Raw genomic sequence first — 21104 nt, 5'->3', positions numbered from 1 at the left:
GGGTAAACTGGCCCGCATGAGCGCTACCGCCGCATCGGCACCTGCCAAGCTGTCGCCGTCCGTCATCGATTCGGTGAAGGGATTCCTCGCCGAGCACGGCGGCAGTGCCACCGCGGTGCTGCAGCCCGTCGGCCGCATCGGCGTCCGGGTCACCCTCGTCGGCTCCGACGGCATTCTCGGCGACCGGGTCGTCGGTGATCTGGAGACCGCCAAGGCGCTCGTCGCCGCCGTCGACGGACTCACCGAGGCCGACGAATGGAACCGCGAACTCATCTCCACCGTCACCCCCGCCAAGGGCCACTGGGCGAAGATGGCAGGCTGGGTAGCCAAGCAGAAGCGATTCCCCAAGGCACGCAACGAGAAGTAGGTCGAATGAACCCGCAACCCGCGGGGGGCGTGCACTCACCGAGGACACCGTGTCCGGTCGAGTGACAAAACAGGCGCAGCTGCGTTCCGCGCTGACGACCCTGTGCGCAACGCTGCGCCCCGGCGAAATGCTGCCCAGTGAACGGCAACTCTGCGACGACTATCGCGTCAGTCGCATGACGGTGCGAGAGGTGCTGGGCCAGCTCGAATCCGAGGGTGTCATCACCCGCATCCCCGGTAAAGGCACCTTCGTCGCGGAACGCGTCGCGCGCTCACGACTGCATATGGCCTCCTTCAGCGAGGACATGCGACGGCTGGGCCGCACACCGAGCACCGTGGTGCTGCACACCGATATCGGCGTACCGCCGCCGGCCTCGATCGCCGCGCTCGGAATCGGCACCGAGGACAAGGCCTTCCATCTGGTGCGGCTACGGCTCGCCGACGGATTGCCCATCTCCATCGACGACGGCTGGTATCGGGCCGATCTGCTGCCGGGCCTGCTCGATCATGATCTGACGCAATCGCTGTACTCGCTGCTCAATCGTGAGTACGACTGCCCCGTCGACCGTGCCGATCAAACGGTGCGCGCGGTGGCCTCGGACGAGCGGAATGCGGGCTGGCTCGGCACCGATGTCGGGTCGCCGCTACTGGCCTTCGATCGCATGTCGTACTCGCGGGACCGGTGCGTCGAGCATGCCCAATCCTGGTACCGCGCAGACCGATACCAGGTCTACATGACTGTTTCGGCGGGCGACGGCGGTCAGAACGACTGAGTCGCAACCGAACTCGGTGCGGCCCCGAACATGATTGAGCCCCAGCCTGATTCAGGCCGGGGCTCAGTTCGTTTGCCCACTCAGATGGAGAAGAGGACCTCGCCCGCGGTCACCGCGCCGGATGCCGCGTGCTGCGCCGAACCCGGCGCGCTGTCCATCACCACCACCGGCACCGCGGCGCTGAGCCCCAGGCGGCGAATGGCATTCGGCGAGAAGGTAACCAGTGGTTGGCCCACCTCGATGCGATCGCCCTCGGCGGCCTGCACCTGGAACAGATCCGTCTTGCCGACGGTATCGATGCCGATATGCAGCAGCACCCCGATACCCGCATCGCTGAGGATGACGGCGGCATGCGGATGCAACTTCACGATGGCGCCGGAGATCGGTGCGACCACCGTGATCGGCTCATCGGTATCGGGCGGTTCGATGGCCACGCCCGCACCGACCATCTCCGCCGCGAACACCGGATCGGGTACCTCGGACAGCGGGATGGCGCGGCCCCGCAGCGGCGCCAGGATCTCTGTGCTCATGGCGCTCAGAGGAGATCGTTGATGTCTTCGGCCAGGGCATCGGCGGTCGGCCCGACCACAACCTGAACCGCGTCACCCATCTTGACCACGCCGTGTGCGCCGGCGGCCTTGAGATCCTTCTCGTTCACCTTCGTGGCGTCCTTGACCTCGACGCGCAGGCGCGTGATGCAGCCCTCTACTTCGACGATGTTGTCGGTGCCGCCGAGCCCGGCGACGATCTGATCGACTTTCGACATGATTCCTCCTGCGTGTCGAGTGGACAAAGCTGGTTATAACCAGTTATATGTGGTTATAACCAGTCACCATACCGCCGGGTGACCCTATTCACAGACCGAGGAACACCGCTATGGCCGATACCGCCCAGGGCGCGCGCAAGAAAATCGACCTGTCCGGATTGCAGAAGCTCGGCCGTAGCTTGATGCTGCCGATCGCCACGCTACCTGCTGCCGGGTTGCTACTACGGCTGGGACAGGCGGACATGCTCGGCCGCTGGTCGGCCACCAAGGGTGTCGCGGACGTCCTCGCGGGCGCGGGCGGTGCACTCATCGACGCACTGCCGCTGCTGTTCGCGGTGGGTATCGCCATCGGCTGGGCGAAGAAGGCGGACGGATCCACCGCCTTGGCCGCGGTCGTCGGCTACCTGGCTTTCCAGGGCGTCGAGAAGGCCATGTCGCCGATTGTGCTGTCGGGCAAGGTCGATGACAAGCATGTGCAGTCGCTGGTGAATTTCGGTGTCCTCGGCGGCATCGTGATCGGCCTGACGGCCGCCATCCTGTGGCAGCGCTACCACCGCGTCCAGCTTCCCGACTACCTCGGCTTCTTCTCGGGCCGCCGTCTGGTTCCCATCCTGACCGCCTGCGCGGCCGTGGTGATCGGCGTGGTCATGTCATTCATCTACCCGGCCTTCAACTCCGGCCTCACCTGGCTCGGCAATACCGTGGCCGATAACTCGGTCGCCGGTGGCGGCGTCTTCGGCTTCGCCAACCGCCTGCTGCTGCCCCTGGGCCTGCACCACATTCTGAACTCGGTGGTGTGGTTCGTAATCGGCGACTACAACGGCGCACACGGCGATATCCCGCGCTTCCTGGCCGGTGATCCTTCCGCGGGCACCTTCATGACCGGCTTCTTCCCGATCATGATGTTCGGCCTGCCCGCCGCCGCACTCGCCATCTGGCGCAATGCCAAGCCGGAGAACCGCAAGATGATCGGCGGCATCATGCTCTCGACCGGTCTGACCGCCTTTGTCACCGGCATCACCGAGCCGCTGGAATTCGCCTTCATCTTCGTGGCCTGGCCGCTGCTGCTCATCCACGCCATCTTCACCGGAACCTCACTGGCACTGACCAATGCGCTGGGCATCCACGACGGTTTCACCTTCTCCGCGGGCGCCATCGACTATCTGCTGAACTTCGGCAAGGCGACGCACCCGCTGCTGTTGATCCCGATCGGACTCGGGTACGCGGTCCTGTACTACTTCACCTTCAGCTTCATCATTCGACGCTGGAATCTGCCGACACCGGGTCGTGAACCCGAAGAAGAAGAGATCGAGAAGGAGAACGTCGCGTAATGATCAATCGCACCGCTGTTGTTGCGTCGAAGACCGGCCTGCACGCCCGCCCGGCCGCACTCTTCGCCCAGGCTGCGGCCAAATCGGCCACGCCCGTGACGATTTCGATCGACGGCAAGCCGCCCGTCGCCGCCGGTAGTCTGCTGCAGGTGATGACCCTCGGCGTGAAGCAGGGCGACACCGTCACCCTTTACACCGAGGACGGTGGTGACGAGGTCCTCGATCAGCTCGTCACGCTGCTGGAGACCGATCTTGACGCGTGAGATCCACGGTGTCGCCGCCGCTCCCGGAGTGGCGCTCGGACCGGTGAAGTGGCTGGCGTCCACGCCGGTCACCAGCTCGTCCGACGCTGCCGGGAGCGATGTCGAGGCCGAAATCTCCCGGGCCGAAACCGCTTTCGAGACCGTCGCGGGCCGCTATGCCGTACAGGCCTCGGCGGCGCAGGGTCCGGCTGCCGACATCCTGTTCATGACCTCGGCGCTGGCGGCCGATCCGGCTCTGCTCGACCAGGTGCGCACGGGCATCCGTGCCGGCGGCCCCACCGCGCACTCGGTCACCGAAGCCGTTGCCCACTTCGCCGGGCAATTGGCGGCCCTGGGCGGCATGATGGCCGAGCGCGCCTCCGATCTGCGGGATGTGGGTCAGCGGGTGGTCGCCGAACTGCTGGGCGTGGATCCGCCCGGAATCCCGGACAGCGCCGAACCTTTCGTGCTGGCCGCCCAGGATCTCGCGCCCGCCGATACGGCGACGCTGGACCCGCGGCTCGTGGTCGGATTGCTCACCGTCGCAGGCGGACCCACCTCGCATACCGCGATTCTGGCCAAGGCCCTGGGCATTCCGGCCGTGGTGGCCTGCCCGGACGCGGTCGAGATCGCGGAGAACACCGTGGTGGTGCTCGACGGCACCGGCGGCACGGTCGAAATCGAGCCGGGGAAGGAGCGTCGTGAGGAAGTGCTTGCCGTGCGCGCGCGGCAGGCAGACGCTCCCACCGGTCCGGGTCGTACCGCAGACGGGCATGCGGTGCCGCTGCTCGCCAATGTGGGCAGCGTCGCCGACGCACGGCTCGCGGTCGAACTCGGCGCCGAGGGTGTCGGACTGTTCCGGACCGAATTCCTGTTCCTGGGCAGGCAATCCGCGCCGACGGTCGCCGAGCAGACGGAGCAGTACGCGGAGATCTTCCGCGTCCTGGGGGAGCGCCCCATCACGGTGCGGACCCTGGATGCCGGATCCGATAAGCCGCTGCCGTTCCTGAATCTGCCGGACGAGGAGAACCCCGCGCTCGGTGTGCGCGGGCTGCGGTTGAGCAGCGTCGATGAGGGGGCGCTGCTCGACCAGCTCACGGCCATCGAGGCCGCACGACAGGCCACCGGCGCTGTCGTGCAGGTCATGGCGCCCATGGTCGGCACCGTCGAGGAGGCGAACTATTTCGCCACCCGTGCGCGCGAGGCCGGGGTGCACTCGCCCGGCGTCATGGTCGAGATCCCGGCGGCGGCACTGCGCGCCGAGCAGCTCGGCGCGGAGGTGGATTTCTTCTCCATCGGCACCAACGACCTGTCGCAGTATCTCTTCGGCGCGGACCGCATGTCCTCGTCGCTGGCGGCGCTGCACAATCCGTGGCAGCCCGCACTGTCCGCGACCATTGCCATGGTGGTCGCCGGGGCGAGCAAGCATCACGTCAAGGTCGGTGTGTGCGGCGAATCGGCATCCAATCCCGAATTCGCCTGTGTCCTGGTGGGTCTCGGTGTCGAGACACTTTCCATGGCGCCGCGATCATTGGCGGGGGTGCGGGCAATGCTCGCGGAGGTCACCCTGGAGCAATGCCGAAACACCGCTGCCGCAGTTCTAGTCGCGCGAACCGCGGACGAGGCATTACAGGCGGCCCGCACCGCGCTGGGGCGAGGTAAGTGAGGACGACACTGCGCGGCCGGGTCGTCACCCTCACCGAGGCGGGCGATATCGCCGACGGTGTGGTGTCGTTCGACGGACCGCTGCTCGACTTCGTCGGTCCGGCACAGGGATTCGACGGTGAGCTGCCCGCCGTGGCGGACTGCTCGCCGGTCATCCTGCCCGGGCTCATCGACGTGCACTGCCACGGTGGCGGTGGATTCGGGTTCCCCGAGGCCGATGCCGAGGGTGTCGCCGTGGCGGCGGCCTTCCATCGCCGCCACGGCACCACCACGCTGGTGGCCTCGCTGGTCTCCGCCACCGAAACCGAACTGCGCGAACGCATCGACGTGCTGGGCGGGGCCGTCGACTCCGGACTGCTCGCGGGCATTCATCTCGAAGGTCCGTTCATCAGCGAACATCGGCGGGGCGCGCACAATCCCGACCGGATCATCGCCGGTGACCCGGCCATGCTGGATCGCCTCATCGACTACGCGGGCGGGCGCATCGTCTCGGTCACCATCGCCCCGGAGGTCGAGAACTTCGACGCGCTCGCCGATGTGCTCGCCGATGCCAATGTGGTGCTGTCGCTGGGGCATACGGTCGCCGACTACGAGCGCTCGGTACATGCGATGCGGCGCGGTTGGCGGGTTTCCATCACCCACTTGTTCAATGCCATGCAGGAGCTCGCGCATCGCGACGCCAATTTCCTCACCGCCGCCATGGCCGCCGCCGGACGCGGTGATGTGGTGGCCGAGGTGATCGGTGACGGCGTCCATCTGACCGACGGCACCGTCCGCATGGTCTTCGACACCATCGGCCCGGACAATCTCGCCCTCATCACCGATGCCATGGCGGCCGCCGGTCAGCCCGATGGTCGCTATCACCTGGGCAGTCTGGATGTTGTGGTGCAGGACGGGGTTTCGCGTCTCTACGACCCGAACGGCGAGGGCGCCATCGCGGGAGGGACGGCGACCGCCTCGGATGTGCTGCGCCGTACCGTCTTCCATGCGGGCGTGGAACTCACCGCCGCTGCGACGGCCGCCTGCGCCACCCCCGCTCGACTGCTCGGCCGCGCAGATCAGATCGGTGCGCTGCGCTCGGGTATGCATGCCGATGTGCTCGTCACCGACCACCACCTGACCCCACTGACCGTGTACAAGGACGGAGTCCCATGGAACTCGTGATCACCGATAACGCGGCCGAAGCCGGTGTGCTGGCGGGCCGCATCATGGCCGACCATGTACGCCGCGGGTCCCGCGCCATCGGCTTGGCCACCGGCTCCTCACCACTGGGCGCGTACCGGGAACTCATTCGCCAGTACCGCGAGGCCGACCTGAGTTTCCGTGGCGTGCAGGCCTTTCTGCTCGACGAGTACATCGGCCTCCCGCCCGGGCACCCGCAGTCCTATGCGCAGTTCATTCGCGACGAATTCACCTCGCACGTGGACTTCGAGGATTCCGATGTGCACAGCCCCGACGGCAATGCCGCCGACATCCCCGCCGCCGCAGCCGATTACGAGCGCGCCATCGCCCAGACCGGCCGCATCTCGGTGCAGATCCTCGGCATCGGTGCCAACGGTCACCTCGGCTTCAACGAACCCGGCTCCTCCCTGCGCTCCCGCACCCGCGTGAAAACCCTGACCCCGAAGACCCGCGAAGACAATGCCCGCTTTTTCGACGACGACCTGACCCAGGTTCCCACCCACGTCCTGACCCAGGGCCTCGGAACCATCAGCGACGCAGACCATCTCGTCATGATCGCCACGGGCTCCGGCAAGGCCGGCGCCGTCGCTGCCGCCGTCGAAGGCCCGGTCTCGGCATTCTGCCCGGCCTCGATCCTGCAAATGCACCCCCATGTCACCGTCATCGTCGACCCAGAGGCGGCCGCCGACCTGAAGGCGGTCGAGTACTACCGCTTCGCCGTCGAGAACAAGCCCGCCTGGCAGACTTTCTGAACGTCCCGAAGTAAGGATCGACGAGCACTGTCATGTGGCCCGTTAAAGTACTACAATAGGTAGTAGTCGAAGAACTTCGTTCTCGGGGGCGCCGCCATGACTCGTTCGATAGAAACCTTGCCCGCATCTGTGGCTGATAAGCAATTGCGTTCGGTGACAGCGATTTTCGCGGTGGCTCTGGCCGTACACGGCTCCGATCACCTGCGCCGCGGAATGAGCGCCACCTCCTCGACGGTCATGACGCTGGGGACCGCGCAACTCATCCTGGCGCTCGCCACCATCGTGCTCGTCTATCGCGGGCATCGCTGGGCCGCGCCGGCGGCCATCGCCGTGGGCTTCGCCAGCGCGGTGGGCTTCATCCTCGTCCACACCTTCCCGGACTGGTTCGGCCCGTTCAGCGACAGCTTCATCAATCCGCCCGCTTCCGCCCACGTCAATGGATTCTCCTGGTTCGCAGCGATTTTCGAGATTCTCGCGGATATCGCGCTCGGCATCGCGGGGCTGCGGGCGCGCCGGAGCGAGCACTCTGCGGGCCATCGCTGAATAATGGTCGGCATGGCCGAGCGCAAGGCGAGTCGGACGGCGGTTCTGGTGTGTCAGGGCCGGGCCGTGGCGGAGGGGCGGTTGGCGGTCGGGCGGTTCGCCGACCCGATCGCGATAGAGCTACTCACGCCCGCTGAGCAGGAGCCGGTGCGGCGGGTGCGTTCCGGGACCCGGCCGAAGCCGTTCGGTGAGCGGATGGAATTCGAATTGCTCACCGGCACTACAGAAGTACTGGTGGTGCGCACGGTTGCCATCGACGATGCGGTGCGCGAGCGCGGTAATCCGCAGCTGGTGATTCTCGGCGCCGGATTGGATGCGCGCGCCTGGCGCATGGCCAAACTCGCCGAGGTGGACGTGTTCGAGGTCGATCAGCCCGCCTCGCAGCAGGAGAAGCGGGAACGGCTGGGGGAGCGGACGGCAACGGCGGCATCGGTGCGCTTCGTTCCGGTGGATTTCGCGCACGATTCCCTGGGCGCGGCGCTCGCCGAAGCCGGGCACGACGAGACTCGGCCGACCACCTGGATCTGGGAGGGTGTGGTGCCCTATCTGACGCCGGAGCAGGTCGAGGCAACCCTGGATATGGTCGGCAAGCACAGTGCGCCCGGCAGCCGGTTGATCCTCACCTATCCCGTGCCGTCGCGGGTGTATTCGATCGGCCGCACAGCGGTGCAGGTGCTGCTGAATCTGGCGGGGCGGAACAATCCCATGGCGGGGGAGCCGAATCGGTCGTCCTGGCAGCCGGAGCGCATGCGAAAACTGCTGGGCGCGCGTGGATTCGATGTCACCACGGATGTGGATCAGCTCAGTATCGCGCGCGGGCTGGACCTGGCGATCGAGCGCGATTCCTTTCTGGCCAGCAGCAGAGTCGCCGTCGCCGACCGGCGGTGATCTCGGCCGGGACACCGATGAGTTTTGTCCTCGCACGCGGTCTGCACTGATAACGGCCCACCTGCGAACAGGAGATCAGTTATGCCCGAGATCGAGCCCGCCGTCGAACTGGATCAGCGTTTCAGCAGCCCGGGGGCGGTCGCGCCGTCCTGGGCCGAGGTGACCGATGCGCTGAACCAGGCGGAAATCTTCTGGCTGTCCACGGTCCGGCGCGACGGCCGCCCGCACGTGACACCGCTGCCCGCGATCTGGCACGACGGCCGCCTGCACATCTGCACCGGCGATAACGAGCAGAAGGCGGTGAATCTTGTCCGCGAACCGCGCTGCGTGCTGACCACCGGCAGCGATCGACTGAACTCCGGGGTGGATGTGGTGGTCGAGGGGACCGCCGAGCGCATTACCGATGTGCCGACCCTGAGTGAGCTGGCCCAGCTGTGGAAGGTGCAGCTGGACTGGGACTTCAGCGTGGCCGGCGACGGATTCTCGGACGGCCGGGGCGGTACGGCCTCGGTCTACGGGATCGCCCCGGAGAAGGTGCTGGCCTTCGGTAAGGGTGAGCCCTTCAGCCAGACTCGCTACCGCTTCCCGGACCGAAACACCGCCTGAGCGAAACTCTGCGTACCGCACCGGGTTCTCCGCCCGGTGTACCGTCAGGCGTTCTGAGCGACCGGTTCGGCGATCACCGCGGTCACCGATTCCCGGGTGCGCATCGCCGCCCACAGGGCCGCGGTCGCCGCGGTGCAGGCCGCTGCGCCACCGACGTGCACGGCCACCAGCGCAGCCGGAACGTTCGTGAAGTACTGCACGATGCCGACCAGCGCCTGGCTGCACACCAGCACGATCAGCACGATCAGACGATTGCGAATGGCCCTGTTCATGCCGATGGCGGCCAGGCCGCACGCCAGACCGATCAGCAGCGCCAGATACGCGACCAACATCTCGGCGTGCACATGCACCAGCGTGACGATCTCCACCTGCAATCGCGCGACCGGCTTCTCGATGCTCTTGTCACCGGCATGCGGACCCGCGCCGGTGACCAGGGTGCCCGCGACCAGCACCGCGGACAGCGCAATCGAACTGAAGACGGTCAGCAACTGCAGCGGTTTGGGCACCCGCACGGTCTCGATGCCGTCATCGGGTTCGCAGATCTTGGCGTAGAGCAGCACCGACAGCCACACCATCAGCATGGACGCCAGCAGATGCACCGACACCGTCCACCACAGCAGTCCGGTGCGCACGGTGATGCCGCCGAGGATCGCCTGCAGTACGGTGCCGCCCGGCATCAGCCACGCGTACACCTTCACCTCGTATCGCCGCCGCGCGCGCACCACCGCGATGACCACCAGGGCCGCGCACAGCGTCACCGCGAAAGTCAGCATGCGATTGCCGAATTCGACCGCCTGATGGATCACCGGCACTTCCGAGACCGTCGACGGCGTGAAGCTGCCCGGGAAGCATTGCGGCCAAGTGGGGCAACCGAGCCCGGAGGAGGTGACCCGAACAATGGCCCCGGTCACCGAGATTCCGGCCTGGGACAGGATCACCGCGATAGCGATGATGCGCTGCACCCGGAGCGAGGGCATCGGGAGCAGGTCGACGAGTCGCTGGAATGCGCGAGATAGCACGCGTCGATGGTAGCGGGAGCGTATTCGGGCCGATCACCGGCCCTACTACAACGCGTCGTTAGTCAGGGGAGCCGTCAGTCGAAGCGGAAGAAACGCGTCGCCAGCCAGCCGCTGACACTGCCCCAGGCGGCAAGAACTGCAATGCCGTACCAGTCGATGCTCTTGCGCAGCGCCTGATTCAGGCACTCCGACAGTGCACCGGAGGGAATGATCCGGGCGATCAGATTCACCGCGTGCGGAATGTCATCGGACATGACGACCAGGCTCGCGGTGCCCAGCATGATGAACCAGAGGATATTCGCCAGCGCCAGCACGATCTCCGCCTTGAGCGTGCCGCCCAGCAGCAGGCCGAGCGCACCGAAAGCGACTGTGCCCAGCGCGATCACGACCGCACCGAGCACGAGCCCGATGATCGACGGCCGCCAGCCGAGCGCAACACCGATGGCGCCCAGCAGAATCGACTGCAACACCACCACGATGAGCACGGCCGCGCACTTGCCCGCGACAATGCCCCAGCGTGGCAAGGGCGTCGCCCCAAGGCGTTTCAGCGCGCCGTAGCGCCGATCGAAGCCCACGGCGATGGCCTGCCCGGTGAACGCGGTGGACATGACCGCCACCATCATCACCGCGGGCACCACCCGATCCACGCGATGCGCGCCGAGACCGCTCATCGGCAGCAGTGTCAGGCCGATCAGCAGCGTGATCGGAATGAACATGGTCAGCAGCAGCTGTTCCCCATTGCGCAGCAACAGGATCAGCTCCATGCGCGTCTGCGAGATCAGCATCTTGGCCCGCGTGGTGGGCTGCGGCGCCGGGGTGAACGTGCCCGGTGCGAAACGGTTGGCAGTCTCGGTCATCCGCGGATCTCCCGGCCGGTCAGTTCGAGGAAGACGTCTTCCAGGCGGCGCTGGTCGATGCGAATGTCGGTGGGCAGCACATTGATCTGTGCGCACCAGGCCGTCACGGTCGCGAGAACCTGCGGGGTGATATCGCCGTGCAGCTGATAGGAGCCGGGCGAGGCCTCCTTGGGGGTGAAGCCCTCCGGTAGCGCCGCGGTCAGCAGTACGAGGTCGAGATTCGGGGGTGCGGTGAAGGCCAGCCGGCCTTCAGCGCCGTGGGAGGTGACCTCGCTGGGTGTGCCCTGGGCGACAATGCGGCCGTGGTCGATGATGACCAGCTGATCGGCCAGCTGTTCGGCCTCATCCATGAGATGCGTGGTCAGCAGCACGCTGACACCGTCGCGGCGCAGCGCGTCGATGAGCTCCCACACGAGATGCCTTGCCTGCGCATCCAATCCGGCGGTCGGCTCGTCCAGGAAGACGATCTCGGGCCGGCCGACCAGCGCACAGGCCAGTGCCAATCGCTGCTGCTGACCGCCGGAGAGTCGCCGGTACGGCGTGCGGCGGGCATCCTGCAGCCCGAGCGTCTTCAACAGCCAGTCCGGATCGAGCGGATGCGCCGAATAGGAGGCGACCAGATCCAGCATCTCCCCGGCCCGCGAACCCGGATACGCTCCGCCGCCCTGCAGCATCACGCCGATGCGCGGGCGCAATTTATCGGAATCGGCGATCGGATCCAGGCCCAGCACCCGCACGGTCCCGGCATCGGGGGAGACGAAGCCCTCGCACATCTCGGTGGTGGTGGTCTTGCCGGCGCCGTTGGGGCCGAGCAGCGCCAGCACCTGCGCGCGTTCGAGCACGAAGCTGAGACCGTCGACTGCGGTGGTATCGCCGTAGCGTTTGACGACGCCGTCGACTCTGACGGCGGGTTCCGAGGCTGCGGTCACGAGGACACACCGTAGGCCGTGGGCTGCTGTGACGGAGCCGACACCCCCGGCTGATTGCGCCACGGCAGCACATTTCTGGTGAGGAAGATCAGCAGTACGCCCACGAGCACGGTGGCGATCGCCGACTCCACGATCTGGAAGACATAGAAGTCCGCGCCGCGCGGCATCAGGATCACGCTCACCACCGCCGAGAACGCGACGGCCGGCACCCGGAAGGCGGGCCGGTTCGCCCAGGCGGCCAGCGGCACGATCGCCCACAGCAGATACCAGGGTTGCACCACCGGGAACAGCAGCACGATCGCGCCGAGCGAGACGCCCATGGCGCCGACCGGATGCAAGCGCCCGGTCCAGGCGGCGACCAGCATGCGGATGGTCACGAAGACCGCGATCGCCCCGGCGATGGGCCGGGTGATGCCGAGCAGGGCGGTGGTGTGGTCGCCGAGGCCGAGCAGGACGCCGCCGAATCCGGTGACGATGCCGAGCGCGGTCGGCACCGACATCCAGCTGCGCACGGTGGTGGCGGCATTGAGCGTATGAATCCAGCCGAAGCCGAGCCCGCTGGCGAAACTCACGAACAGTGTCGTGGCGATGGCCATCGCGCCGAGCAATGCTCCGGCTATGAGGACAGTGCGTAAACCGCCACGCCAGCGTTTGGCCAGGGCCATGGTCACGAAGCCGAGCGCGATAATCGACGTGATCTTGATCGACGACGACAGCGTGATGACCACGACGCCGAACACCAGCAGCGTCCACGCGCGTTTGTCGAACGGATGCGTGTCCTCGACGGCCCGCAGGCAGAACTCCGTACCGGCCAGCATCAGCCCGAGCATGAGCGCGTCATTGTGCACACCGCCGACCAGGTGGAACAGCACCAGTGGATTGGCAGCGCCCAGCCACAGCGCGCTCACCGGCGCGACACCGCAGCGGCGCGAGAGCCGCGGCAGCGCCCAGACGATCAGCGCCACACCCGCGAGCGCCAGCAGCCGGTGCAGCCACACCCCGGCAATGATGTTGTCCCCGGCCAACTCCGAGATGCCGCGCCCCATCCACAGGAACAGCGGGCCGTACGGCGCGGGCGTCTCACGCCAGATATTCGGCACATTGTTGGTCAGGACATTGTTGAGTCCCAGGCCGTCCGCCGGGCCGACCGCATAGGGGTCCAGTCCGCGCGCGGCGATCTCGCTCTGCGCCAGATACGAGTACACATCATTGCTGAACATGGGCGGCGCGATGCTGAGCGGAATGATCCACAGCAGCAGCGTCCGATCCAGCTGCGACCGGGTGAGCCGGTGCCGCGGATGCCCGCCCCAGCCGCCGACGGCGAAGCGGCCCAGCAGCAGCCAGGCCATCACCACCAGGACCGTGCCGATCATGCACATGGCCAGCGTGGAGGTGTGCGCCCGCGCGAAGAATCCCAGCACCCGCATACCGGAGGTCGGATTCTGATGCACCGGCTGCGCGCCTACACCGAGTGCCGAAATCGCCATGATCACGGCGCCGGTCGCGCCCAGCATGCGGATCCGGCTCAGCTGCAGTGTTTCCCGCCGGTCGAGCCCCGGCACATCGGTTTCGGTGCTGTGCAGCACGGCAATGGTGTGGTCGGCGGCCGGAACGTCCAGGCCGAGGGCCCGGCGTCCCAGTTCTCTCACTCTGCGCCCCGCGCCGTCCACTACTGCCACAGCCGCAAAGACTAGTAGGGAGTATCCGCGCGGACTCCGATCGCCCGGCTGTACCCGGGTGGCGATGCGACCGACCGTGGCGGATCGGCTTGTTCCTTGCGCTGTTCGGGCTGCCGGTGTCGGACCGCACTCATACGCTTGATGCATGGTTTCCGAGTCGAAGCGTCGAATCGAGGTGGCGGCGGCGGGACTTCTGGCCCGGCACGGCTATCACGGATTCGGCCTGAAGAAGCTGAGCGAAGCGGCGGGGCTGCCGTACGGATCTATCTACCACCACTTTCCGGGTGGTAAGGAGGAGATTGCGGTCTCTGCCATCACCGGTACCGGAGTGCTGGTGGGGCGCATGATCAGTGAGGCTCCGGCCGATGTGTTCGCTACGGCGGCAACCCTGTTCGACTTCATGGCCGCGAAACTCGCTGCGTCCGAATGGACCGACGGCTGTCCCGTCGGCACGCCCGCGCTCGACGGCGGCAGTGATGTGGACGCGGTGCGCACCGCGTGCGTTGCTGCATTCGATGCAATGACAGCGGGTTTCACGCAGCTGCTCACCGATGTGGGGTTGCCGCCGGGGGAGTCGTACGAGCTGTCCACCACGATTGTCGCCGCGTACGAGGGGGCGACCCTGCTGGCCAGAGTTCGCCGATCGGACGAGCCGCTGCTGACCGTCTCCGCCGCCCTGGCCCGGCTGATCCGCCTGAGTCTCGCCGAAGTCGCTGTCGTCGAGCAGAACTCACCCTAGGGAGGGTTGTCCAGAACGATCGTTCTAGCGATGATCGATGAATGAAGCGACTCATGCTGGACGGTCCCGGCGCGCTCCGCTGGGAAGACTGCCCCGAACCCACCCTCGACACACCCGATCAGGCCCTGGTCCGGCCGATCGCGGTAGCCACCTGCGATCTGGATCCCGCCGTCCTGCAAGGGTTCTTCCCCCTCGCGGGCCCCTATCCCTTCGGTCATGAAGGGGTTGCGGAAGTCATCGCTGTAGGCGAGAACGTCCGCACCGTAGGTCCCGGCGACACCGTGGTCGTCCCCTTCCAAATCTCCTGCGGCGCCTGCCCGCCGTGCCTGCGCGGCCGTACCGGCAGCTGCACCGCCCAGGCCTTCATGTCCACCTACGGCCTCGGCCCGATGGGCGGCCTCGAATGGGGCGGTCTCTGGGCCGATCTCGCGCGAATTCCACACGCGGACGCCATGCTCGTCCCGCTCCCCGCCGGCCTCGACCCGGTCGCGGTGGCCAGCGCCAGCGACAATATCCCCGACGCCTATCGCGCCGTGGCCCCGCAACTTTCGGCGGATCCCGCCGCGGAAGTCCTCATCCTCGGCGGCCCGGCCGCCTCCTCCATCGGTCTCTACGCCGCCGGCCTGGCGGTAGCCCTCGGCGCCGCCCGCACCGTCTACCTCGACACCGACCCCGAAAGACTCGATATAGCAGCCGAACTCGGCGCCGACCCCATCGAAGGCGCCCCCACCACCCGAGTCGGCCGCTTCCCCATCACCGTGGAAGCCGCCGGTGGCGGTGAGGCGCTCCGCGCCGCTGTCAATGCCACCGCGAACGACGGCTGGTGCACCAGCGTCAGCGTCCAAGCCCAGGATGTCCCCCTTCCGCTCCTCGGAATGTATTCGCGCTGCTGCACCTTCCATACCGGCCGAGCTCACGTCCGCCCCGTCATTCCGCACGTCCTGGACCTGGTAGCCACCGGCCGCTTCGACCCGTCCGTGGTCACCACCCGCACCGTGCCGTTCGAGGATTCCGTCGCGGCGCTCCTGGAAGCTCCCATGAAGCTGGTCGCCGTGCGCTGACGGTTGTCATCTGCCCAGGTAGCCGAGGTCTTCCCCGGGTGATCCGCGCTCGGTGGCGCGAACGGGCCTGCCGGTCGATTCGCAGGTGTGCAGAGCCTCACATCCCCAGGTCGCGCAAAGTCAGGTGACCCTTACTGGAACGTGGGATGGAATTCGGTCACACTGGTGTTGTGAAAACCATGGGTTTGCGGAATGCGAAAGCAGAAACCGGGCGCCAGCTGGGCGCCCGGGCTGCTGTTGTGTCTGCACCGGCGGGCGAAGGCCACACCCGCGAGGCCGTCATCAAACTACTGCTCGAGGACGGGCCGATCACCGCGACCGCCATCGGCAAGCGTTTGGGCCTCAGCCCGGCGGGGGTGCGCCGGCATCTGGACGCTCTCATCGAATCCGGCGAAGCGCGGGCTGCCCGGTCGGCGGCCTGGCAGCAGCAGGGTCGCGGACGTCCGGCCAAGCAGTATCAGTTGACGGCCACCGGTCGCGGCCGATTGGGTCATGCCTACGATGACCTGGCCGGCGCCGCCATGCGTCAGCTGCGCGAGGTCGGCGGCGACACAGCCATCGTCGACTTCGCACGTAAGCGGGTCGCCACGATTGTCGCCGGAGTTCAGCAGCTCTCCCGGCACACACCCGAGGCGACGATCGACAAGGCGGAAGAGATCGCGGATGCGTTCTCCGAGGCCGGGTTCGCCGCTTCCACCCGGAAAGTCGGTGCGGGAGTACAGATCTGCCAGCACCACTGCCCGGTATCGCACGTCGCCGAGGAATTCCCGGAGTTGTGCGCCGCCGAGCTGGAGGCTTTCAAACACATACTCGGCACGCATGTGCAGCGGCTGGCGACCATCGCCAACGGCGATTGCGCGTGCACCACACACGTCCCGCTGACGTTGCTGCCGACACAGAACTCGAATACCGCTGAAACCCCCGTTGCCCAGCCCGCAACGACTTCTACACACGACTCCGGAAGGAGTGCCGAATGACGACAACGACCGATCAGGTGCAGCCGCTGTCCCAAGAGGAGACCATTGCCTCCATTGGGACGTACGGGTACGGCTGGGCCGACAAGGATGTCGCCGGTGCCAGTGCCAAGCGCGGCCTGTCCGAGGAGGTCGTTCGCGACATCTCGGCCAAGAAGAGCGAGCCGGAGTGGATGCTCGACTTCCGGCTGAAGGCGCTGCGCATCTTCGACAAGAAGCCGATGCCGAGCTGGGGTTCCGATCTGGACGGCATCCACTTCGACAACATCAAGTACTTCGTGCGCTCCAGCGAGAAGCAGGCGGCCACCTGGGACGACCTGCCCGAGGAGATCAAGAACACCTACGACCGGCTCGGTATCCCCGAGGCGGAGAAGCAGCGTCTGGTGTCCGGTGTCGCGGCGCAGTACGAGTCCGAGGTCGTCTACCACTCGATCCGTGAGGATCTCGAGAAGCTGGGCGTCATCTTCCTGGACACCGATACCGCGCTCAAGGAGCACCCGGAGCTGTTCCGCGAGTACTTCGGCTCGGTCATCCCGTCCGGTGACAACAAGTTCTCGGCGCTGAATTCGGCTACCTGGTCCGGTGGTTCGTTCATCTACGTGCCGAAGGGCGTGCACGTGGACATCCCGCTGCAGGCGTACTTCCGCATCAATACCGAGAACATGGGTCAGTTCGAGCGCACCCTGATCATCGTCGACGAGGATGCCTACGTGCATTACGTCGAGGGTTGCACCGCGCCGATCTACTCCTCGGATTCGCTGCACTCCGCGGTTGTCGAGATCATCGTGAAGAAGGGTGGCCGCTGCCGGTACACCACGATTCAGAACTGGTCGAACAACGTCTACAACCTGGTCACCAAGCGGGCCAAGGCCGAGGCCGGCGCCACCATGGAGTGGGTCGACGGCAATATCGGTTCCAAGGTCACCATGAAGTACCCGGCCGTGTGGATGACCGGTGAGTACGCCAAGGGTGAGGTGCTCTCCATCGCGTTCGCCGGTGCGGGTCAGCACCAGGACACCGGTGCGAAGATGCTGCACCTGGCGCCGCACACCTCCTCGAACATCATCTCGAAGTCGGTGGCGCGCGGCGGCGGTCGTGCCTCCTACCGTGGCCTGGTTCAGGTCAACAAGGGCGCGTACGGCTCGAAGTCGACCGTCAAGTGCGATGCGCTCTTGGTGGACAACATCTCTCGCTCGGACACCTACCCGTACGTCGATATCCGCGAGGACGACGTGACCATGGGTCATGAGGCGACCGTGTCGAAGGTGTCGGCCGACCAGCTGTTCTACCTGATGTCCCGCGGCCTCACCGAGGACGAGGCCATGGCCATGGTGGTGCGCGGCTTCGTGGAGCCGATCGCCAAGGAACTGCCCATGGAATACGCCCTCGAGCTCAACCGCCTGATCGAGCTGCAAATGGAAGGAGCCGTCGGCTGATGACGGTCGAGAATGTTGCCGTTGCTGCCGAGGCTCGCCCTCCGGCTATCAACAAGGGTGAGGTCTTCGCGTCGTTCGACGTGAACGCCTTCGAAGTGCCTTCGGGGCACGACGAGGCGTGGCGCTTCACTCCGCTGCGCCGGATGCGCGGCCTGCACGACGGCACCGCCGTTCGTGACGGGTCCGCCACCGTCGAAGCGACCTCCGTCGAGGGCATCACGGTCGAGACCGTGGACCGTACCGACGTGCGCCTCGGCGCCGCCGGTACACCCACCGATCGTGTTGCCGCGCAGGCGTATTCGGGCTTCGAGCAGGCGACCATCGTGTCCGTCGGCGCGGAGGTCGAGGTGGCCGACGCCGTCACCCTGACCGTCACCGGTCCGGGTGAGGGCAAGACCGCCTACGGCCACACCCAGATTCGTCTCGCGAATTTCGCGGTCGCCAACGTGGTCATCGACCAGCGCGGCAGCGGAACCTACGCGGAGAACGTGGAATTCGTGCTCGGCGACAGTGCCAAGCTGAATGTCATCGTCATCCAGGACTGGGCCGACGATGCCGTGCACGCCACCGCGCACCACGCCCTGCTGGGTCGCGACGCCACCTTCCGCCACACCAATGTCACCCTCGGTGGCGATCTGGTGCGCCTGACCGCGACCGTGCGCTACGCCGGTCCGGGTGGCGACGCGGAAATGCTCGGCGTGTACTTCGCCGATGACGGCCAGCACTTCGAGCAGCGTCTGCTCATGGATCACTCGGTCCCGAACTGCAAGTCCAATGTGCTGTACAAGGGTGCGCTGCAAGGCGATCCGAACTCCGGCAAGCCGGACGCGCGCACCGTGTGGGTGGGCGATGTGCTCATTCGCGCCGCCGCCGAGGGCACCGAGACCTACGAGGCCAATCGCAATCTGGTGCTCACCGACGGCGCCCGCGCCGATTCGGTGCCGAACCTGGAGATCGAGACCGGCGAGATCGTGGGCGCCGGACATGCCTCCGCCACCGGACGTTTCGACGATGAGCAGCTGTTCTACCTGCGCTCGCGTGGCATCTCCGAGGAGGCGGCGCGACGTCTGGTCGTGCGCGGCTTCTTCTTCGAGATCATTCAGAAGATCGCCGTCCCCGAGGTTCGGGAGCGGCTCGAGGCGGCCATCGAGGCCGAGCTCGCCGCTGTCGGCGTGTAACGGCTCGCCGTTGCCGGCGTCTGACCAACTTTCCCTCCCCGCCAAAGGAATTCGAATTCGATGACCACCCTGGAAATCAAGGACCTGCACGTAGAGGTCGCCAACCCGGATGAATCCGGCGAGCCCATCAAGATCCTCAAGGGCGTGAACCTGACCGTGAAGTCGGGCGAGACCCACGCGATCATGGGCCCCAACGGCTCCGGCAAGTCGACCCTGTCCTACGCGATCGCCGGTCACCCCAAGTACACCGTGACCTCCGGCACCATCACCCTCGACGGTGAAGACGTGCTGGCGATGACGGTGGACGAGCGGGCGCGTGCGGGCCTGTTCCTGGCCATGCAGTACCCGGTCGAGGTTCCGGGCGTGTCGGTCTCGAACTTCCTGCGCACCGCCGCCACCGCCGTCCGCGGCGAGGCGCCCAAGCTGCGCACCTGGGTCAAGGAGCTCAAGACCTCCATGGCCGAGCTCGAGATCGAGCCGACCTTCGTCGAGCGCTCGGTCAACGAGGGCTTCTCCGGTGGTGAGAAGAAGCGCCAGGAGATCCTGCAGCTGGGTCTGCTCAAGCCGAAGATCGCCATCCTCGACGAGACCGACTCCGGTCTGGATGTCGATGCGCTGCGCATCGTGTCGGAGGGCGTGAACAAGTACAAGGAGCGGGAGGACGGCGGCATTCTGCTGATCACCCACTACACCCGCATCCTGCGCTACATCGAGCCCGACTTCGTGCACGTGTTCGTGAACGGCCGCATTGTCGCCCAGGGCGGCAAGGAGCTGGCCGACGAGCTGGACGCGAATGGCTACGTGCGCTTCACCTCTGCCGCTGTAGGAGCTTAAAAACTATGACCACCACGGTGCGCGATTCCCGGCTCGCCGGGCTGCCTGCTCTGGACGTCGCCCGCATTCGCGCCGACTTCCCGATCCTCAGCCGCACGGTGCGAGACGGTAAACCCCTGGTCTATCTCGACTCGGGCGCCACCTCGCAGCGGCCGACGGCGGTGCTGGATGCGGAACGCGATTTCCTCACCCAGCACAATGCGGCGGTGCACCGTGGTGCTCATCAACTGGCCGAAGAGGCCACCGACGCCTACGAAGACGCGCGTGCCGATATCGCCCGCTTCGTCGGCGTGGACGCCCGTGAGATCGTCTTCACCAAGAACGCGACCGAATCGCTGAACCTGGTGACCTACTCGTTCGCGGACAGCCGGTTCCCGTATCACGTCGGCCCTGGTGACGAGATCGTCATCACCGAGCTCGAGCATCACGCGAATCTCGTTCCGTGGCAGGAGCTTGCGCGCCGCACCGGGGCGACGCTGAAGTGGTACGGCATTACCGATGACGGTCGCATCGACCTCGATTCGCTCGAATTGTCCGCTGCCACCAAGGTTGTCGCGTTCACGCATCAGTCGAATGTGACCGGCGCGATCGCCGATGTCACCGAAATGGTGCGCCGGGCAAAGGAAGTCGGTGCGCTGGTCGTGCTCGACGCCTGCCAGTCGGTGCCGCATATGCCGGTGAACTTCCGTGAGCTGGGCGTCGACTTCGCCGCCTTCTCCGGGCACAAGATGCTCGGTCCCTCCGGCGTCGGCGTGCTCTACGGCCGCTACGCGCTGCTCGAGGAGACGCCGCCGTTCATCACCGGTGGCTCCATGATCGAGACGGTGACCATGGAGGCCACCACCTTCGCCGCCCCGCCGCAGCGCTTCGAGGCCGGCGTGCCGATGACCTCGCAGGTGGTCGGACTGGGTGCGGCCGTGCGGTATCTGGAAGCCATCGGCATGGATGCTGTTGCGGCGCATGAGCATGCGCTCGTCAGCGCGACGCTCGAGGGACTCGCCAAGATCGACGGTGTGCGCATTGTCGGCCCGACCGACACTGTGAACCGCGGCGGCGCAGTATCTTTCGTGGTGGACGGCATTCACGCCCACGACGTGGGTCAGATCCTCGACGACGAGGGCGTCGCCATTCGCGTCGGCCACCACTGCGCCTGGCCGCTCATGCGCCGCCTCGGTGTTCCGGCCACCGCGCGTGCCTCGTTCGCCGTCTACAACACCCTCGACGAGGTCGACGCATTGCTGGCCGCGGTGCGGAAGGCCCAGAGCTTCTTCGGAGTTGCATAGA

At 66.6% G+C, this 21104-nt stretch carries 23 protein-coding genes; 17 read left to right on the top strand and 6 right to left on the bottom strand.

The window, feature by feature from the left end; all coding sequences use genetic code 11:
• Positions 1 to 16 precede the first annotated feature (16 nt).
• Positions 17 to 367: a hypothetical protein gene (locus tag ABZX86_RS04665; RefSeq protein ID WP_355120047.1), complete on the top strand. Its 351-nt coding sequence runs from the start codon at positions 17 to 19 to the stop codon at positions 365 to 367.
• A 61-nt stretch (positions 368 to 428) separates the two neighbouring features.
• Complete coding sequence (locus ABZX86_RS04660) at positions 429 to 1139, top strand: GntR family transcriptional regulator (RefSeq protein WP_355120045.1); 711 nt, start codon at positions 429 to 431, stop codon at positions 1137 to 1139.
• 80 nt (positions 1140 to 1219) lie between these two features.
• Here the strand turns inward: ABZX86_RS04660 and ABZX86_RS04655 are convergent, their stop codons facing one another.
• Complete coding sequence (locus tag ABZX86_RS04655) at positions 1220 to 1669, bottom strand: PTS glucose transporter subunit IIA (protein WP_355120043.1); 450 nt, start codon at positions 1667 to 1669, stop codon at positions 1220 to 1222.
• 5 nt (positions 1670 to 1674) lie between these two features.
• Entirely contained in the window at positions 1675 to 1905 is a 231-nt protein-coding gene (locus tag ABZX86_RS04650; protein ID WP_297626136.1) for a PTS glucose/sucrose transporter subunit IIB, read from the bottom strand.
• Between the two features lie 110 nt (positions 1906 to 2015).
• Here ABZX86_RS04650 and ABZX86_RS04645 point away from each other — a divergent pair, with 110 nt between their 5' ends.
• The 8 genes from ABZX86_RS04645 (at position 2016) to ABZX86_RS04610 (ending at position 9114) form a co-directional block, all read left to right on the top strand.
• Positions 2016 to 3236 (top strand): PTS transporter subunit EIIC, encoded by a 1221-nt coding sequence (locus ABZX86_RS04645; protein ID WP_355120041.1) that lies wholly within the window; start codon positions 2016 to 2018, stop codon positions 3234 to 3236.
• Positions 3236 to 3499, top strand: a complete 264-nt coding sequence (locus ABZX86_RS04640) for an HPr family phosphocarrier protein (RefSeq protein WP_297626140.1) — start codon at positions 3236 to 3238, stop codon at positions 3497 to 3499. The genes ABZX86_RS04645 and ABZX86_RS04640 overlap by 1 nt, the downstream gene beginning before the upstream one ends.
• Positions 3489 to 5144, top strand: coding sequence for a phosphoenolpyruvate--protein phosphotransferase (gene ptsP, locus ABZX86_RS04635; protein ID WP_355120039.1), 1656 nt, complete (start codon positions 3489 to 3491; stop codon positions 5142 to 5144). Before ABZX86_RS04640 ends, ptsP begins: the two co-directional genes overlap by 11 nt.
• Positions 5141 to 6307, top strand: a complete 1167-nt coding sequence (locus tag ABZX86_RS04630) for an amidohydrolase family protein (RefSeq protein WP_355120037.1) — start codon at positions 5141 to 5143, stop codon at positions 6305 to 6307. The genes ptsP and ABZX86_RS04630 overlap by 4 nt, the downstream gene beginning before the upstream one ends.
• Positions 6295 to 7077, top strand: a complete 783-nt coding sequence (nagB, locus tag ABZX86_RS04625) for a glucosamine-6-phosphate deaminase (RefSeq protein WP_355120036.1) — start codon at positions 6295 to 6297, stop codon at positions 7075 to 7077. Before ABZX86_RS04630 ends, nagB begins: the two co-directional genes overlap by 13 nt.
• A gap of 117 nt (positions 7078 to 7194) precedes the next feature.
• Entirely contained in the window at positions 7195 to 7620 is a 426-nt protein-coding gene (locus ABZX86_RS04620; RefSeq protein ID WP_355120034.1) for a hypothetical protein, read from the top strand.
• A gap of 12 nt (positions 7621 to 7632) precedes the next feature.
• Entirely contained in the window at positions 7633 to 8508 is an 876-nt protein-coding gene (locus ABZX86_RS04615; protein WP_355120032.1) for a class I SAM-dependent methyltransferase, read from the top strand.
• Between the two features lie 81 nt (positions 8509 to 8589).
• Positions 8590 to 9114, top strand: coding sequence for a pyridoxamine 5'-phosphate oxidase family protein (locus tag ABZX86_RS04610; protein WP_355120030.1), 525 nt, complete (start codon positions 8590 to 8592; stop codon positions 9112 to 9114).
• A gap of 44 nt (positions 9115 to 9158) precedes the next feature.
• Here ABZX86_RS04610 and ABZX86_RS04605 read toward each other — a convergent pair whose 3' ends face one another.
• The 4 genes from ABZX86_RS04605 to mptB form a co-directional block, all read right to left on the bottom strand.
• Complete coding sequence (locus ABZX86_RS04605; RefSeq protein WP_355121254.1) at positions 9159 to 10091, bottom strand: heme A synthase; 933 nt, start codon at positions 10089 to 10091, stop codon at positions 9159 to 9161.
• Between the two features lie 116 nt (positions 10092 to 10207).
• Complete coding sequence (locus ABZX86_RS04600; protein WP_355120028.1) at positions 10208 to 10990, bottom strand: ABC transporter permease; 783 nt, start codon at positions 10988 to 10990, stop codon at positions 10208 to 10210.
• A complete protein-coding gene (locus ABZX86_RS04595; protein ID WP_327145806.1) occupies positions 10987 to 11919 on the bottom strand; it encodes an ABC transporter ATP-binding protein in 933 nt (310 codons plus the stop codon). The genes ABZX86_RS04600 and ABZX86_RS04595 overlap by 4 nt, the downstream gene beginning before the upstream one ends.
• Positions 11916 to 13598 carry a polyprenol phosphomannose-dependent alpha 1,6 mannosyltransferase MptB gene (gene mptB / locus ABZX86_RS04590; RefSeq protein ID WP_355120026.1) on the bottom strand — a complete coding sequence of 561 codons (1683 nt, stop codon included), beginning with the start codon at positions 13596 to 13598 and terminating at the stop codon, positions 11916 to 11918. The genes ABZX86_RS04595 and mptB overlap by 4 nt, the downstream gene beginning before the upstream one ends.
• A gap of 145 nt (positions 13599 to 13743) precedes the next feature.
• Between mptB and ABZX86_RS04585 the strand changes: the two genes are divergently transcribed.
• From ABZX86_RS04585 to ABZX86_RS04555, 7 genes are all read left to right on the top strand, one after another.
• Positions 13744 to 14337 (top strand): TetR/AcrR family transcriptional regulator, encoded by a 594-nt coding sequence (locus ABZX86_RS04585; protein ID WP_355120024.1) that lies wholly within the window; start codon positions 13744 to 13746, stop codon positions 14335 to 14337.
• A 41-nt stretch (positions 14338 to 14378) separates the two neighbouring features.
• Positions 14379 to 15398 (top strand): alcohol dehydrogenase catalytic domain-containing protein, encoded by a 1020-nt coding sequence (locus ABZX86_RS04580; protein ID WP_355120022.1) that lies wholly within the window; start codon positions 14379 to 14381, stop codon positions 15396 to 15398.
• A gap of 179 nt (positions 15399 to 15577) precedes the next feature.
• A complete protein-coding gene (locus tag ABZX86_RS04575) occupies positions 15578 to 16375 on the top strand; it encodes a metalloregulator ArsR/SmtB family transcription factor (protein WP_355121252.1) in 798 nt (265 codons plus the stop codon).
• Positions 16372 to 17808, top strand: a complete 1437-nt coding sequence (gene sufB / locus ABZX86_RS04570) for a Fe-S cluster assembly protein SufB (RefSeq protein ID WP_355120020.1) — start codon at positions 16372 to 16374, stop codon at positions 17806 to 17808. Before ABZX86_RS04575 ends, sufB begins: the two co-directional genes overlap by 4 nt.
• Positions 17808 to 18986 (top strand): Fe-S cluster assembly protein SufD, encoded by a 1179-nt coding sequence (gene sufD, locus ABZX86_RS04565; RefSeq protein WP_355120018.1) that lies wholly within the window; start codon positions 17808 to 17810, stop codon positions 18984 to 18986. Before sufB ends, sufD begins: the two co-directional genes overlap by 1 nt.
• A 60-nt stretch (positions 18987 to 19046) precedes the next feature.
• Positions 19047 to 19820: a Fe-S cluster assembly ATPase SufC gene (sufC, locus tag ABZX86_RS04560; protein ID WP_327145813.1), complete on the top strand. Its 774-nt coding sequence runs from the start codon at positions 19047 to 19049 to the stop codon at positions 19818 to 19820.
• A gap of 5 nt (positions 19821 to 19825) precedes the next feature.
• Complete coding sequence (locus ABZX86_RS04555) at positions 19826 to 21103, top strand: cysteine desulfurase (RefSeq protein ID WP_355120016.1); 1278 nt, start codon at positions 19826 to 19828, stop codon at positions 21101 to 21103.
• Position 21104 lies beyond the last annotated feature (1 nt).

This window comes from Nocardia sp. NPDC006630 (assembly GCF_040611495.1).
GTDB lineage: Bacteria > Actinomycetota > Actinomycetes > Mycobacteriales > Mycobacteriaceae > Nocardia.
Note: the sequence above shows the minus strand (reverse complement) of the source record. Positions and strands in the feature narration are given on the sequence as shown.

What these genes read in the sequence shown, in the direction of transcription:
- ABZX86_RS04665 (WP_355120047.1), top strand. Translation starts at nt 17, where the DNA reads ATGAGCGCTACCGCCGCATCGGCACCTGCCAAGCTGTCGCCGTCCGTC.
- ABZX86_RS04655 (WP_355120043.1), bottom strand. Translation starts at nt 1,669, where the DNA reads ATGAGCACAGAGATCCTGGCGCCGCTGCGGGGCCGCGCCATCCCGCTG.
- ABZX86_RS04650 (WP_297626136.1), bottom strand. Translation starts at nt 1,905, where the DNA reads ATGTCGAAAGTCGATCAGATCGTCGCCGGGCTCGGCGGCACCGACAAC.
- ABZX86_RS04645 (WP_355120041.1), top strand. Translation starts at nt 2,016, where the DNA reads ATGGCCGATACCGCCCAGGGCGCGCGCAAGAAAATCGACCTGTCCGGA.
- ABZX86_RS04640 (WP_297626140.1), top strand. Translation starts at nt 3,236, where the DNA reads ATGATCAATCGCACCGCTGTTGTTGCGTCGAAGACCGGCCTGCACGCC.
- nagB (WP_355120036.1), top strand. Translation starts at nt 6,295, where the DNA reads ATGGAACTCGTGATCACCGATAACGCGGCCGAAGCCGGTGTGCTGGCG.
- ABZX86_RS04615 (WP_355120032.1), top strand. Translation starts at nt 7,633, where the DNA reads ATGGCCGAGCGCAAGGCGAGTCGGACGGCGGTTCTGGTGTGTCAGGGC.
- ABZX86_RS04610 (WP_355120030.1), top strand. Translation starts at nt 8,590, where the DNA reads ATGCCCGAGATCGAGCCCGCCGTCGAACTGGATCAGCGTTTCAGCAGC.
- ABZX86_RS04605 (WP_355121254.1), bottom strand. Translation starts at nt 10,091, where the DNA reads ATGCCCTCGCTCCGGGTGCAGCGCATCATCGCTATCGCGGTGATCCTG.
- ABZX86_RS04600 (WP_355120028.1), bottom strand. Translation starts at nt 10,990, where the DNA reads ATGACCGAGACTGCCAACCGTTTCGCACCGGGCACGTTCACCCCGGCG.
- ABZX86_RS04585 (WP_355120024.1), top strand. Translation starts at nt 13,744, where the DNA reads ATGGTTTCCGAGTCGAAGCGTCGAATCGAGGTGGCGGCGGCGGGACTT.
- ABZX86_RS04580 (WP_355120022.1), top strand. Translation starts at nt 14,379, where the DNA reads ATGAAGCGACTCATGCTGGACGGTCCCGGCGCGCTCCGCTGGGAAGAC.
- ABZX86_RS04575 (WP_355121252.1), top strand. Translation starts at nt 15,578, where the DNA reads ATGGGTTTGCGGAATGCGAAAGCAGAAACCGGGCGCCAGCTGGGCGCC.
- sufB (WP_355120020.1), top strand. Translation starts at nt 16,372, where the DNA reads ATGACGACAACGACCGATCAGGTGCAGCCGCTGTCCCAAGAGGAGACC.
- sufD (WP_355120018.1), top strand. Translation starts at nt 17,808, where the DNA reads ATGACGGTCGAGAATGTTGCCGTTGCTGCCGAGGCTCGCCCTCCGGCT.
- sufC (WP_327145813.1), top strand. Translation starts at nt 19,047, where the DNA reads ATGACCACCCTGGAAATCAAGGACCTGCACGTAGAGGTCGCCAACCCG.
- ABZX86_RS04555 (WP_355120016.1), top strand. Translation starts at nt 19,826, where the DNA reads ATGACCACCACGGTGCGCGATTCCCGGCTCGCCGGGCTGCCTGCTCTG.